10 protein-coding genes and 1 pseudogene are annotated in these 15,297 nt (G+C 53.7%); 2 read left to right on the plus strand and 9 right to left on the minus strand.

The window, feature by feature from the left end; translation table 11 throughout:
• Complete coding sequence (locus MKY64_RS20165) at window positions 1–5,109, minus strand: glycoside hydrolase family 66 protein (protein ID WP_340955333.1); 5,109 nt, start codon at window positions 5,107–5,109, stop codon at window positions 1–3.
• 409 nt (window positions 5,110–5,518) lie between these two features.
• Here MKY64_RS20165 and MKY64_RS20170 point away from each other — a divergent pair, with 409 nt between their 5' ends.
• Window positions 5,519–6,523: a LacI family DNA-binding transcriptional regulator gene (locus MKY64_RS20170; protein WP_340955334.1), complete on the plus strand. Its 1,005-nt coding sequence runs from the start codon at window positions 5,519–5,521 to the stop codon at window positions 6,521–6,523.
• 232 nt (window positions 6,524–6,755) lie between these two features.
• A complete protein-coding gene (locus MKY64_RS20175) occupies window positions 6,756–7,298 on the plus strand; it encodes a hypothetical protein (RefSeq protein WP_340955336.1) in 543 nt (180 codons plus the stop codon).
• 90 nt (window positions 7,299–7,388) lie between these two features.
• Here MKY64_RS20175 and MKY64_RS20180 read toward each other — a convergent pair whose 3' ends face one another.
• The 8 genes and pseudogenes from MKY64_RS20180 to MKY64_RS20215 all read right to left on the minus strand — a co-directional run bounded on the left by MKY64_RS20180 (window position 7,389) and on the right by MKY64_RS20215 (window position 15,287).
• Window positions 7,389–8,729: an LLM class flavin-dependent oxidoreductase gene (locus MKY64_RS20180; protein WP_340955339.1), complete on the minus strand. Its 1,341-nt coding sequence runs from the start codon at window positions 8,727–8,729 to the stop codon at window positions 7,389–7,391.
• Window positions 8,730–8,784: 55 nt separating this feature from the next.
• A complete protein-coding gene (locus MKY64_RS20185; protein ID WP_340955341.1) occupies window positions 8,785–9,309 on the minus strand; it encodes a DinB family protein in 525 nt (174 codons plus the stop codon).
• Between the two features lie 403 nt (window positions 9,310–9,712).
• Window positions 9,713–10,873: an N-methyl-L-tryptophan oxidase gene (gene solA / locus MKY64_RS20190; RefSeq protein WP_445165094.1), complete on the minus strand. Its 1,161-nt coding sequence runs from the start codon at window positions 10,871–10,873 to the stop codon at window positions 9,713–9,715.
• Window positions 10,830–12,015 (minus strand): annotated as a pseudogene (locus MKY64_RS20195) (amidohydrolase). Before MKY64_RS20195 ends, solA begins: the two are co-directional and overlap by 44 nt.
• Window positions 12,012–13,034 (minus strand): LLM class flavin-dependent oxidoreductase, encoded by a 1,023-nt coding sequence (locus tag MKY64_RS20200; protein ID WP_339254447.1) that lies wholly within the window; start codon window positions 13,032–13,034, stop codon window positions 12,012–12,014. The pseudogene MKY64_RS20195 and the gene MKY64_RS20200 overlap by 4 nt, the downstream one beginning before the upstream one ends.
• A gap of 11 nt (window positions 13,035–13,045) precedes the next feature.
• Window positions 13,046–13,798 (minus strand): amino acid ABC transporter ATP-binding protein, encoded by a 753-nt coding sequence (locus tag MKY64_RS20205; RefSeq protein WP_339254445.1) that lies wholly within the window; start codon window positions 13,796–13,798, stop codon window positions 13,046–13,048.
• Window positions 13,795–14,505 (minus strand): amino acid ABC transporter permease, encoded by a 711-nt coding sequence (locus tag MKY64_RS20210; RefSeq protein ID WP_209874845.1) that lies wholly within the window; start codon window positions 14,503–14,505, stop codon window positions 13,795–13,797. Before MKY64_RS20210 ends, MKY64_RS20205 begins: the two co-directional genes overlap by 4 nt.
• Window positions 14,505–15,287, minus strand: a complete 783-nt coding sequence (locus MKY64_RS20215) for an amino acid ABC transporter permease (RefSeq protein WP_339254440.1) — start codon at window positions 15,285–15,287, stop codon at window positions 14,505–14,507. Before MKY64_RS20215 ends, MKY64_RS20210 begins: the two co-directional genes overlap by 1 nt.
• Window positions 15,288–15,297: the final 10 nt, after the last annotated feature.

The raw sequence follows: 15,297 nt of genomic DNA on the forward strand, positions 1-15,297 counted from the left end.
TTAATCAATTAAATGCTCTATGACCTGAGCGGCTTCTGCCCGGGTTGCGCTGGATTCAGGTGCAAAGTTTCCATTCGCGTATCCATTCATCAGACCCGCTGACTTCACCTTCAGAACTGCTGACTGTGCCCAGGCAGAGATCTCTTCGCTGTCCCTAAAGGTTAAGTTTACCTCTTCGGTCTGCTTGATACTTCCATGGATGGCTGATGCTTTGGCAAGCATCACCGCCATCTCCTGACGGGTTATCGCTTCATCAGGTGCAAATCGCTTCCCGTTTCTTCCGTTCACCAGACCTGCCTGATAAGCAGCGGCAATATCACCGGCATACCAGCTATCCGCAGTTACATCCATAAATGGAGCCGGTCCTTCGGCTTTTAACCGAAGTGCCTTGACCATCAATGCAGCGAACTGTGCCCGGGTAATCTTCGCCGCTGGAACGAACGTATTCTCCGTCATTCCGTTGATGACATGCTTCGCGGTCAAGCGGCGGACAGCCTTATATGCCCAATGCTCCGCAGGTAAGTCAGCATACGTTTTGTCATATGCAAACACGGTATAACGGCTAAAGTGACTAAGCTCAGCTGTAATCTCCTGTTCGGCCGTGTTGGCTCTGCTGCCGGTATATTCCCATTTCTTCAGCGGCTCACTGAAAGTGTAGATGCCCAGCAATTCATTCAGATCTTCTTGCTCCAGATCATCAACCTTTAAGGTAAGCTGCACCGGGCTTCTAAAGGAAGCGAGCCTGGATAATCCTCCATCAGCCGTCGTTACTCCGAATTCAAATTCATAGATCGATCCAGCGGGAACCCAAGGCTTCACAGCCGGAAGGAAAGCTGCCTGCGGCTCGATTCTGTTGAAGGTAATTTGAATTTGTGAATCGGCTGTTATTTTCCCTTTATTCTCTTCCAGAAGCTGAAGAATAGGATCATGGGTGAAGTTCAGGCTGAAATGACTTCCTTGAAGCTGCAGCTTCTTCCCCTGCAGCCCTTCCGCAACAGAGACAGGAATCTGAATCCGGTTGTACTCATCCTCATTGACCGCAATTGTGATTGTCCCATCAAACGCCGGATTCAAATCCTTCGCCTGCAAAACAAGAACATCCCTTTCCGCTGCTGCTGGAGTAGGCGTAGGCGCAGGTGTGGCCGATACCGTAACTGTACCTATATCTGCCCCTCCGGGAGCAGGTGCAGGAGTTGCCTCTGCAGTCGGTGACGGGCTTGGAAGGCCCGGTTCATCATCACTTAAGATCGGCTGAACCCATGCTGTCCTCGGCGCCTTGTCGATATAAATCATCGTCCAATACTGCATCGATGGCAGTTCAATCTGCAATTGTTCACCATTCCAAGTATAATTCAGCTCTTGTGACAGACCATGCCCGGCGTCAGGACTGGCGGCATAGACCTTCAGATCCGGTGCTTCCGTCTCGGTGATGCCGATATCGTAAGACACTTTTAAATGGTTGAGGACCGCTGGCTCATTGGCTGCATTTCTCCAGTTGTCATCATTATGAAGCAGATTGATCAGATGCAGTACATCATACCGCTCAAAGCCTGTATTAGTATCATTTTTTCTGACTGTTGTCCAGAGTGTATTCTCCGTTCCGTCTTTGCTTGTTGCCAGATTGCCGCCGTCCGCTTCCACGGACACAACAGCGGATGAATCGGCTTTGCTGCCGAACAGCAGGTTTTCATATGCAGCATTGAATTTATAATACTCCTGCATGGATTCCTTGGTGGATTCCAGCATTTTTTTGCTGCGGTTCGGATAATATTCATGGGCTAGCATGTTCGGGCCTTCCGATTGCTTCTCGGCGGTTCCCAGCTCAATATGGGTTGCACCCATCGATGCCAGCCCGGCATCCATCAGCCGCACGGACGGCTCGTTGAAATAGCCAGCCGTTACCCCGCGCAGCCGGACGCTTCCGGCAATATCATCCGCTTCCATCTTCAATGTAACGGTATGGGTCCCCGCCTCCATGTGTGGAATAATCACGTATCCGTCCCCGCTGTACTTCTCACTGCTCTCAGTTCCATCCAATCCAATCTTCAGATCGTTGCCATGTTCATCCTTGGCGCGCACGCCGTCAATATAGACCGAACGTGTGGTCATGCCGCCTGCATTGGAATAGGTGAAGATCAGACTCTGTTCCCCCGATTGAGGGATATTCACCGGATAGGTCACCTGCTCTCCGATTGTACCAAAGTTCAGCACGGTATCCTTGTAGAGAGAGAACGGTGACTCCGTATCCGTACTTTCGGCTTCATAGCTGCGGGTTACCGGGTCAGGATCACCGGATAATGCAACGTTCAGCTTATCCAGCCTGATTCCGCTGTCCTGCCCCTCCGGCATTTTGATGATTATGCGATTTATGCCTTCCTCCATTGGAATGCCGCTCATTGCCGCTTCTCCCCATTCCGAGTCAGCGGTTGGTGCAAAGCTTACAGGAGTGCCCGCGCCATTGTTAATATACACACTGCGGCTGACGGTCGCTGCCCCCGGGGCATTATTTTGATAGATCCAGCCGAGATCGTAGATGCCTGATTGCGCTGTATTCACTGTAAAAGTCAACCGGTCATTGACATTATTGAACTCGGAGGCATATCCGATGATAGGGACAACCCCGCCTGTTGTTTCAGCGCCGCCTGTACTGTATTCATACCCTCCGGCAGTGATCCCGCCCACATTGATATATTGTCCGCTTGATTCCATTCGCAGCGTAACCTTATGGTGTCCCTCCTGGACAGGGACAGATAATTCACGGGGCTGCATAGAGCCCTCCCAGCCGCCGGCTGTTTTAGCAAATGTGATATTCTGGGCCTGTGGAGCTGGTTCGCTATCCACCAGAACCGACATTACAGGATCATTATCGCCATGATACAGGACCGTAATCGTGTCCAGCGGATGTTCTGCATATACATCGTAGGTGACAGTCTGTCCTGCCTGCCCGAAATTGTCTGTCTTGCTCTGGCTGTAACTCAGGCTGCTAGTCTGCGGAACATCCGCATACAGTGCATAGTTTCTCTGTGTGCCGACCGTCATATACCGGAGCTTAATACCCAGGTCATTTGCAGACGCTCTTAGCGTTATGGTATTATCGCCTGCGTTCAGATGAACCTTGTGCAGATTGCCAAGCTCCGAGAATTTATCCCATGTACCCGTGCCGGCAAACGAGACCTCTCCTTGAGGCACATCATTCACAAGCAGCTCACGTTTCACCTCCTGCCAATCCGAAGCGTAGCTGAATCCGAGCGGATATTCTCCTTCAGCAGGAACATTTACATGGAATTTCACATAATCGCCTGCGGTATCAAAATAATACACATTGCTGTACTGATCCACAATTACCGTATCCAGCTTGGCATCTGCCGCCTCATAGCGCTCATTGATCCCCTGCCCTTGAACCTCCAGACCCGCCAGATTGAGCCAAAGGCTATTGGTATTCAGGGTAAGCTTAACGGAATTTTCACCTTCCTTTAACATTGCCGTTACTGCGGCTTGTGCTGTCGGGTTCCCCCACCCCGTATTGGCCTCAAAGGGAATTGCCGCAGCAGCAATCTCATCATTAACCATCAGCTTGCCTTCCGGAGAACCGGAGCCATTGCCCTGTCCATAATTCAGGACAAGCGTATACATTCCGTCTGCTGGAGCATTTACGGTAAACGTCACCGAATCCGTATCTTTGCGTCCAAAGTTGCCGACCCAGCCGTAAGCTTTGGCAATCCGTGATTGGTAATCCACGGTTACCGGAACATCCTGGGCTTCCGTGCCTCGTGTCGGCAGACCTGTAGCCTCTTTGTAGTTCATATAACCGGCGATCACCATCGCCTTACCGCCATCCTTCTCCCGGGTATCTTCTACCACCTTCTGAATATCCCGGTAATTGTTGCGGTCCTGCCAAATCTCACTGTAGTCGAAATCGGTTTTTGTACCCGGATCGGGTACAGCGCTGTATTCGGCATTGCCTCCCACCATATTGAAAGTAACCTTGCTCTTTAAGGGGTTATTTGCGAGCAACGAGTCCTTGACGGAATGAATGAACCGGGCATAATCCAGGGAATAATAACGTTTATTGCCGTTATAGTCATACAGGAAATTGTTATCATTGGCTCCCCACTGATCCAGGTGGATGCCGTCAAACCCGAATGTATTAATGGAACGGTCAAACTGTTTAGTGATATAGTCCTGCCAGAACCTGCTTCCCGGGTCCTGCAGGAACAGGGAGGTCGTCTTCCCGTTCACATCGAAGGTATACCCGTTCTGGTCTTTGTGCGGATTGTTCTGATCGAGCTGAGCACTGTTATAGAGTCCCCACTCCGGACTGACGCCGAAGTCCTCATAGTTCTCACGCGCTGCATAATTCATCTGATAGGCCATAGCTGCGGAGCCGTATTTCTGTGCAGCCTCCACCTGCTGCTTAACGCTGAGCGGATACAGTGAACGTCCCAATAGATCCGAATAGTGTGTATCCGCGTTAATGTCTTCATCAATGAAATTGCCGTCTGCATCTGTGACCGGCTGTCCATTGCTGTCGGTCTTGGAATACACCGAAACATCATGCCGCCACATCCAATCATAGAACTGGTAAGCATTAATGTAGTAGTCCCGGGATAATTCCCGGAGCTTGGAGTCACTCTCCTCCGCCGTCTCTTTCGGAAAATCAGCGACATATCCGTATCGTGGGAATTTCGTCCAATCGCTGGAAACATCGATTGCTGCGGTCACATACTCTGATGGCGCATCTCCTTCTATCCACGCTTTCGCCGTGTAGCCGCGGAAGTCCTCAGCCGGAGGCGTCCACCCCACGGTTAGCTTGTTGCTCCCTTCCTGCAATACCGTCAGCGCTTTGTCGCCTTCAGCAACCAGGGTATTTAACTGATAAATTTGCAGATGCAGCTGGCCGCTCCAATCCGCAGATTGATCCAGGGTCATAATCAGCTCTGCGGCTTCCCCCGGAGCGAATCGTGCCTTTGAGGGTACCATTTTTAGTATTTTGGGATTCCCCGTCCCCGTTGGCTCTGCCTGGGCCGTTCCTCTGCCGCCATAGCCTGTTGTACAAATTTGAATCAGCAGTAATAAACAGAGACAGATAACAGCTTGTTTCTTAAACATACAGCATCTCCTTTATATCCATATTGTTGAGAATACATGTTGCTGAAAGACTGAATAAGGATGTTAGGTTTTGCGAAGGTATCGAAGGAATAATAGATTTCAAGGAATCCATTTTTTACGTAAACGTTTACTCTAATAGGCAAAGAACATCCCTTTATTAAGGCCTTTCCCTCCTCCTCCAAAAAATTCATGGTGTAAATTTATACGTTTACTTGAATGTAAGTTATGTATTTTTGTACCTACAATCCTAAATTCCCATAACGTAAACGCTTACCCTAAAAGTTATCTCGTTTATTTTTCCTTGTCAATGCTTATTTTACAGAATGTTTAATTTCAGTTGACAAAGAAAAAGCAAGGACTTATATTTTCAGTAAGCGTTTACTGCTATAAACGACAAGTAGGAGAGTCCATGAATCCCACAATTAAAGATGTTGCCCAAAAGGCGAACGTATCCATTGCCACCGTCTCACGGGTTCTGCATAACTTAGGCGGATATTCAGATAAAACGAAGCAAAAGGTAGATCAGACCATCAAAGAGCTTAAATATCAGCCTAACGCTATCGCTCGCGGACTGATTAACAAGCGCACCCAGACCATCGGCGTATTATTTCCTGATGTGTCGAGCACCTTCTCCTCCGATCTGCTCCACGGAATCGGCGAATTCGTCCATGACCGCAATTACAGTGTGATAGTCTGTAATACCGATCAGGACGGCAAACGTACGCTGAAGTATTTGCAGCTTCTGCGCGAGAAGCAGGTTGACGGGGTTATTTTTTCCAGTGAAGTGCTCAAGCAAGAGTACTATGACATGCTGGAGAGCATGAACGTTCCAGTGGTGCTGGTCTCTTCCCAAACGGATTATGCCAATGTACCTTATGTGAAGGTTGATGATTATCAGGCGGCCTATGACGCTGTCCATTATCTGATCACCAAAGGCCACCGCAGCATCGGCATGATCAGCGGCACCAAGGGCGATCCCATCGCCGGAACTCCACGGGTCGAAGGATACCGCAAAGCGCTGGAAGCACAAGGCATCGCCTTTAATAGCCGTTACCTAGTGTATGGGGACTTTTCCTACGAAAGCGGCTGCAGAGCCATGGAAGCCCTATTACGGAGAACGCCTGAGATTACTGCTGTCTTCGCGGCCAGTGACGAAATGGCGATTGGTGCCCTTTCGGTCGTTACGAAGCATGGAATGAACGTGCCTGAAGATATCTCCATCATGGGATACGATGATCTCAGGTTAGCCCGGATGGTCAATCCGCCATTGACTACAGTGCGCCAGCCGCTGTATGACATTGGAATGCTCGCTTCCGAGAAGCTGATCGGCATGATTGAAACGGGGGAGCCTGCAGAGAGTCTAATCTGTGCCCACTCCATTGTGGAAAGACAAACCGTTCGGGCAATTACCTGAACAGGGGCGCATAACCGTTCTTCCTGAATCCAAAAAGGTTGCTCCTAACGCCATAATGGCAGAAGGAACAACCTTTTTCTGTACTATTGCTATTTTAAATTGTATCCCCTTCAAAGATGTCCTAAATTGCATCGACCTATCAGAGGTGTGTTTTTACCATTATTTGTAACTTTCTCTGGGCATTCGCATAGATATATTCTATAACTTATTTCAATGCCAAGGAGCGATTCTGTTGGAAAATCAAATGTTGTCCCCGCAAACCTGCAATTCAGAGACTGTTGGCCTGCCGCCGCAGTCAAATCCCAGCCCGCCGTTCATCCCGATTCCCCCAACCCCCGAAACCTTGTGTACAAACACCTGGGTGTATATCTGGACGAATACCAATGTGGGAAATCTCTGGGTTTATGTTCAGCGGGTCATTCAAGGCAAACGAAACACCTTAACCGGCTGCGCCTTGTTCCAGGATTGGAGCGGCAGGCACTATTATCAACAAATCACCGTGGACTTGGCTTATATTACGATGTATGTATGCCATTCGCCGGCCTCTGACTCCATGGGGCTTTCCCCTGACAGCGCATCTTCAGGAGCATTACCATCCGGTAAATCCTTAGTCAAGCTATGCCTGTACCAGCAGTTCCCGGTAGGCAATTTCGTCTATGAACTTACTCCACTCAATACAACATGTCCAACACGGCCTTGGGATGAACGAATTCTTAAGGGCTCCATTCTTATCCCTTACGATCCTGCGATGCCGGTTATGGGCGAGTTCAAATAAATTCACTAATAAGCGGGAGCACGCTCTAAGCCGAATAGGGGCCAAGAGCTTGCTCCCTTTTCCATCAATGGTGCGGGAGGGAAAGCAGATTCACAGCGGCTGCCCAGCCGGTTCAGAAACCTTTGTATAACGGTTCTCCGGAACCGGAAGTCCGAGATTGCCCCGCAGCGTATCACTTTCGTATTCGGTGCGGAAAAGCCCGCGCTCCTGGAGAATTGGAACGACCTGATCAACAAATTCCTCCAGCCCGTTCGGTACGGCGGCCGCCAGCATGAAGCCGTCGGCGGCTCCGCCCTCGAACCAGGCCTGAAGCTGATCGGCCACCTGCTCTGGTGTACCTATGAAGCTGCTGCGCGGCGTTGCCGATTGCAGGGCAACCTGGCGCAGGGTTAAGCCCTGCTCTCTGGCATCCTTTTTGATTTTGTCCGTGCCGCTCTGGAAGCTGTTTCGGCCCAGATCACCGACATCCGGGAATGGCTCATCCAGCGGATACTGCGAGAAATCATGATGCTCGAAGAAGCGGCCCAGATAGTTCAGCGCATTCTCAATCGTCACCAGCCCGGCAACCTCCTGGTATTTGCGCTCCGCTTCCTCCGGGGTAGCCCCAAGAATAGGTGCTATTCCCGGGAAGATCAGCACTTCATCGGGATTGCGCCCGAAGGAGGCAACACGGCTTTTCACATCCTTATAGAATTCCTGCGCGGACTCCAGCGAGTCATGACCCGTGAAGATGGCATCCGCCACGCTGGAGGCATAATCTTTGCCGACTTCAGAGGAACCTGCCTGGAAAATAACCGGCTGCCCCTGCTTCGAGCGGGCGATATTGAGCGGTCCCTTCACTGAGAAGAATTCACCCTGGTGATCGAGCGTATGCATTTTCTGCGGATCAAAGAAGACGCCCGTGTCCTTATTGCGGACAAACGCGTCGTCCTCCCAGGAATCCCACAGCCCGCGTGCCACCTCCAGATATTCGGCGGCAATACGGTACCGTTTGCCATGGTCCGGATGCTCCTGCTTGCTGTAATTGAGCGCAGAGCCTTCGAGCGGCGAGGTCACCACATTCCATCCGGCCCGTCCGCCGCTGATGACATCCAGTGAGCCGAATTGCCGGGCTACCGTGAACGGTTCACTGTAGGAGGTAGATAAGGTACCTACCAGACCGATGCGGCTGCTGACTGCCGCCAGCGCACTGAGAATCGTCAGCGGCTCGAAGCGGTTCAGGAAATGAGGGATCGACTTCTCATTGATGAACAGACCGTCTGCAATGAAAATCAAGTCCAGCTTGCCTTCCTCCGCTTTGCGTACCCATTCCTTGTATAGCTCGAAGTTCACACTGGCATCAGGCTGCGCATCGGGATGACGCCACATGGAGGTACTGCCTCCAACGCCGTGCAGCAGGGCCCCCAGCTTCAATTGTCTTGGTTTCGTCATATTCATTCCTCCTCGAATTGGTATTCAGTCCGCTTGGTTCCTCATGAAAATATTCTTACAGGGCCGCTTGCTGCGAAGCTTGAGCGGCTGATGCAGCTGGTGCAGCTTGACTTGCCTGCGCTCCCCGCTTCACTCGTTCAATCTGGGCCAAATGCCGCTCTACATGTGCAGTGAATCCGCGGACAATATCGGTGATACGCACCGTTTCGCCCTTAAAGTTAATTCCGCTTTTCTCCCATTCTGCGGGACTCAGCCTTCCCAGCAGCAGACTGTTGTAATGCAGCAGGCTGCGGAACAGCTCCAGGCTGTCAGCGGCTTGCCCCTGATTACTATGCTGACCACTGACCCATGCGTCCTGATGGAACGCCGGGAGCTGTACCTTCGTATCCGCCAGAATATCACGGATACGGAAGGAGACCACAATGCTGTGATCCGCCAAATGGGCCAGCACCTCGGTCACGCTCCAGCTTGACGGCTCCGCCTTCCACCTCAGCTGCTCATCCGATAAGCCTCTGATTGCCTGCACTAATTGCTCGTGCGTGTTCAAGTAGCTGGCTAGCTCCACACTCACACTACTCATTGCGATTCCCTCCAATATAGGTTTGGATTATCGTTGTTTCCCGCTGATGGGATATGCTTAATTGCACTTTGTACATCTAAAACGTCTGATTTTCAACCCATTATCTGTTTAATTGTAGTTCGTACAATTAAGAATCCATTTGCTTCAGATATTCACCCATTCGGGCAGATTTAGTTGTACAGGCTACACTTATACGATGCACGTACGTCTTTTCGCTGTTTTTACGTGTACATTCTACAACTATCCCTGAATGGAGGTGTGTTAAGCCTAGCCAAACACCCATGAAACGCATAAGAACAACAACTCCGGCCTGGGAAGGACTCATCCGAAGGGGAATCGCTCCACTTCCTTGGTCCTCCAGGTATCATCGCTCGCCCTCTACGATTTCAAATCGGATACACTACTATATAAATCGCGACAACGCAAACGGTGCTATATTCTGCCTGGTATGTCCCTGAACAGCCATGTCCGCGAGAATCTCTCCAACCACACTGGAGAATTTGAAGCCATGTCCCGAGAAGCCTCCGGCCAGCAGCACATGGTTGTGAGCGGGATGGCGGTCGATGATGAAATCCTCATCCGGTGTATGCTCATATTTACAGACGGAGCCCTTAAGCAGACGCCCGGCTGCGCCAGGCATATATGCTTCGAGAACCCGGCGGAGGTCGCCTTCATCACTCTCCAGGCTGCCGAACGGCTGCAGCGGTTCGCCGGGCTTCCACTCTTCGCCTGTGTCATGGCGGCCGATCTTCAGTCCCGCCCCGCCGATACTGGGAAAACCGTAGAACCCGCCTTCCTCAGCACCCAGCGTGAAGCCGGGGAACCTCCCGGCCTCGAAGTCCGGCGTACTCCCAAACCAGCCTACTACCTTTCGTACCGCCTTAATCGGCAAGTTGACGAAGGGCGACAATGAACTGAACCAGGCCCCGGCGCTAAGTATAGCAGCGGCTCCGTGGTAATCCCCCTGCTTCGTTTGGACTGTGACACTTCCTTCGCGGGCCGTCACCTTCAGCACAGGAGTATTCGTCAGCAGCTCCGCACCGTGATCCAGTGCAAGCTGCCGGTAAGCGGTAATGCACCTCTCACTGTAGAGATAACCGGCATCCGGCTCATACATCGCCTCGAAGGATTCGGGGAGGTTCAGGGCTGGCCAGCGGCGGCAGATTTCCTCGGCATCCAGCTGCTCAGCCCGGACCTTCCGCTTCCGCGCCTCTTCCAGACGTCCGGCGAAGGAATACACCTTGCTGTCTGCCAGATTGAGCACACCTGACGGAGCCAGCAGCTTGAGGCCGCTCTCTGCCTCCGCCTCTTCCCATAGCACCTGGGCACGGAGCGCCAGGTCAATATAGGCCGGATCGCCGCTATAGGCATGCCGGATCAGCCGGGTCTCCCCGTGATGGCTCCCTTCCGTATGCGGCGGATCGAAGGCATCGATCAGCAGTGTCTTCACCCCGCGCCGGGCCAGATGATAGCCTGCGCTCATGCCCATGGAGCCTGCGCCGACAATAATGACATCATAATCAGAACGCTCCGCTATGATCTGCACCCCTCTCCGCAGCCAGATGCTCAAGTACACGTACCGCCAGATCGCTGAAGAATTCTGCACCTACAGGCAGCGCTGCTTCGTCCAGATCGAACGCGGGATGATGCCATTCCCGGCTTCCGGCGGTGCCGGTGAAGACGAACAATCCAGGAACCGCCTGCTGATAGAAGGCGAAATCCTCCCCGGCCGGTGACGGCACCGGCTGCACAGAGGTATAGCCCAGCTTCGCCGCCGTCTCTTCTCCAAGCCGGGCCAGCAGCGCATCGTTGATGACCGGCGGCGGACCGCCGATCCAGCGCACACTGGCTTCGGCACCAAGCGCAGCGGCCACACCCGTGACCACCTCTTCGAAGCGCTTCATCGAAGGAACGGATCGTCCCTTCCAGCACCGCCGTGTCCGGGATGATGTTCCACGAATTGCCGCTGTGGATCTGCGTGACGCTGATTACTGCGCTATCCAGACTGCCCACATTCCGGCTGACGATGGATTGCAGCGCCGTTACAATATGCGAGGCGGCGACAATAGGATCAATCCCGGCCTCCGGCACGGCTGCATGGGTACCGAAGCCCCGGATACTGACCGCGAAGCCGTCTGCGGCCGCCATCAGCGGACCGGCCTTAATGCCAAGGGTCCCTACCGGCAGATCCGGCTTATTGTGCATACCGATCACGGCACGGACCCGATCCAGCCCTCCGGCTGCGATAATCTGCTGTGCCCCCTTCGCTTTCTCCTCGGCAGGCTGGAACAGGAAGCGAACCGTTCCGCTCAAGGCGCTCTCCTGCTCCTTGAGCTGATACACAGCTCCAAGCAGCGCCGCCGTATGGAAGTCATGTCCGCAGGCATGCATTCTGCCCGGATACAGCGAGGCATACGGCAGCCCGGTCTCTTCCTGAATCGGCAAGGCATCTATGTCAGCCCGCAGCGCAATCACCGGACCGCCCTGCTGACCGCCGATTTCGGCAATGACCCCGGTCTTCAGCCCGGAATCTGTAATCTTCACCCCCGCCTGCTTCAGCAGCGATGTGATGTATGCGGTAGTCTCAACCTCTTCCCCTGACAGCTCCGGGTGCTGGTGCAGATGACGCCTGATTTCAACCAGCCGCTCCTTGAACGCCAGTGAATGCACTTCACGGGCAGCGGATTCTGCCGCTGTACTGGTCATAATGAAGCCCCTGCAATAGCCCCGGAGAGCACCTCACTCAGCAACTCGAAGGAACGCTGCCGCTTCTCGAAGGGCTGCACGTTAGTAGTGACGATGAACTCCTCTACGCCGGAAGCTTCAGCTAACGCCAGCAGCTGCTCACGTACGGTCTCCTTCGTCCCCTTGGTAATCTCAGGCTCCCGCTCCTCCAGCGTGTACGCTTCCTCACTCTGGCGGGTGAACTCCTCGGCCTGCTCCCGGCTGGCCAGAGTCAGGGTCTTGCCGCTGGCGAAGCGGATGCGGATCAGCTTATGCGCTCCAGCCAATTCCTTGGCCTCCTCTTCCGTATCAGCCACGATAACAGCCAGCGCAATAATCACCTGCGGCTCCTGCCCGCCGCTTCGATTGAAGCCGCTGCGGTATGCCCGCACCGCCTCTAGAGCAACAGCCTGATCGCCGCCGATGAACAGGGAGAACACATACGGCAGTCCCAATCTGGCCGCGATCTCGGCGCTGGCGACACTGGCGCCAAGCACATACAGCTCCGGCGGGATGCCGGGGAGCGGGCCTGCCTTCAGCCCGTGCAGCGGATGCTCCGCCTCCAGCCGGTTATGGACATATTTGTCCAGCTCCACAATCTTGTCCGTTAATGAAGCGGCTTCCCCGCCTCCCTGCTGCAATGCCTGTGTGCTGCGCGGCAGGCCGCCGGGAGCGCGTCCTACCCCTAAGTCCACCCGTCCCGGAGCCAGCGAAGCCAGCACGTTGAAATTCTCAGCCACCTTGTAGGGGCTGTAGTGCTGAAGCATAATTCCGCCAGAGCCGATGCGGATACGCTCCGTCCTAGCCAGCAGGTGCGAGATGAGCACTTCAGGAGAAGATCCGGCTACCTGCTCAGAATCATGATGCTCGGATACCCAGAAGCGGCGGAAGCCGAGGCGTTCCGATAGCTGCGCCAGCCTGATCGTATGTGCAAAAGCCTCTTCCGGTGTCTCCCCCGGATAGATTGGGCTTTGGTCGAGTACGCTGATTGTAATTGCCATAGATATGCCTCCTAGATGGAATAGTTCAGCTCCGGCGTAATCCGCTTCAGGAACTGCTTCGTTCGTTCTTCACGCGGGTGGTTGAATACTTCCGTGGGCGTGCCCTCCTCGACAATCACACCGCCGTCCATGAAAACCACATGATTTGCCACATCGCGGGCAAACCCCATTTCATGCGTCACCACAATCATCGTGATGCCTTCCTTGGCGATCTTGCGGATCACCGCAAGCACTTCGCCCACCAGCTCCGGGTCCAGTGCCGAGGTCGGTTCATCGAACAGAATCACTTCCGGCTCCAGCGCCAGCGCCCGGGCAATGCCGACCCGCTGCTGCTGCCCGCCGGAGAGCTGGCTCGGATAGGCATCCAGCTTGCTGCCAAGCCCGACCTTTTCCAGCAGCGCGATGCTCTTCTCTCTCGCCGCCTCCTTTGGCAGCTTCTTGACGATTAGGAGGCCTTCCATCACATTCTCTAGCGCGGTTTTGTGCCGGAACAGATTGTACTGCTGGAAGACCATCGCCGTCTTTTGCCGGAGCTGGTGGATATCCTTCTTGCGGGCGTGCCGGAAGCCCAGCTTGAAGTCCCCGATGGAAATTTCGCCTCCGCTGGGCTTCTCCAGAACATTCACACAGCGCAGCAGCGTGGTTTTGCCGGAGCCGCTGGGACCGAGAATGACCACCACCTCGCCCTTGGACACCTCCAGATCAATCTGGTTCAGCACCTGATGGCGCCCGAACGACTTCGATAGCTGTGTCAGCTTAATCATGCGACTCCCCCCCGGTTATACAGATTGATCCGTCTCTCAATGACGGCAGTTGCCCGCTCAATGAGGAACGTCAGTCCCCAGAAGATCAGCGCCGCCGCCAGGTAAGCCTCGAAGAACTTCCAGTTGGTCGAAGCGACAATCTGCGCCTGGGCATTGATATCCACCACCGATACGGTAAAAGCCAGCGTAGACCCGTGCAGCATCCCGATCACAGAATTCGACAGATTCGGCAGGCTCGCCGCCAGCGCCTGGGGGAACACAATCCGCCGCAGCGCCTGAGGCGTGCTCATTCCGATGGAATGGGCCGCTTCGAGCTGACCTCGATCCACCGCGAGCAGACCGGAGCGCACCACCTCGGACATATAGGCACCCGCCGTAATGGAGAAGGAAATATAGGCGAAGCCGATCATCGGTATCGATACAGAGCGGAAGCTCCAGCCAAATTGTGCAGCAAGGCCGTCGATAATCATCGGCAGCCCGAAATAGATCAGCAGCAGATGCGTCAGCATCGGGGTGCCGCGTATGAACGTGACATACCCTACGGCCAGCGGATACAGCCCGGGGACTCTATAAATCCGGATCAGAGCCACAACCGTACCGATCACGAAGCCTGCCAACACCGACACAACCGTAATATACAGCGTCGTAGGAATGGCTCCCAGAATTTGCAGAAACGCCGTCCAGATAAAAGATGGATCCAGCTTCATTACGCACCGCCTCCTTTACCCGCTCCCATATCCGCGACAATTGTGCGGTAGGACGCTTTTCGCTGAAGAGTGAACCGCTTCTTGGCCGGACTGTCCTGGGCTTCATGCCTGAGCAGACGCTTCTCCGCAACCAGCAGCAGCTTTTCAATCGTAAAACTGATCACAAGATAGATAAGGGCAAGTGCAATATACGTCTCAATGAAATGCTGGGTCGCACTGCCCAGGGTCTGAGCCTTGCCCGTCATCTCCATCACTCCCAGCGTGAACGCCAGCGAAGTATCCTTCAGCAGCGCTATGAGCAGGTTCGAAAAGACAGGAACCGCAATTCCCAGCGCCTGCGGCAGCACAATACGGGTAAAAGCCTGGTAAGAGGTCATCCCCGTAGCATAAGCCGCTTCCACCTGGCCCTTATCGACTGCTGTCACTGAAGCGCGGATCATCTCCGACATGAAGGCCCCGGTATGCAGGCCGTAGGTCAGGATCACGAACACCAGCACCGGCGTCCGCGTCATATCCAGATTCACCAGCTTCAGCACCTCAGGCAGACCGTAATAGAACAGGAATAACTGAATGAGAATCGGCGTCCCCCGAAAAAAAGAAATGTACACCTCAGCGCAGGTCTTCAGGACCGGCACCTTATACAGGCGGGGAAGCGCAATGATAAATCCGACAATCATTCCTGCCAGCAGCGAGCAGGCTACGATCAGCAGCGTGGTACTTAGCGTAGTCAGCAGCTTGGGCAGGAACGAGAAGACAAAACCTAGATCAAACGGTGCACCCATCCTGCACCTC

This window comes from Paenibacillus sp. FSL R7-0210, from assembly GCF_038009085.1.
GTDB classification, from domain to species: domain Bacteria; phylum Bacillota; class Bacilli; order Paenibacillales; family Paenibacillaceae; genus Paenibacillus_AQ; species Paenibacillus_AQ silagei.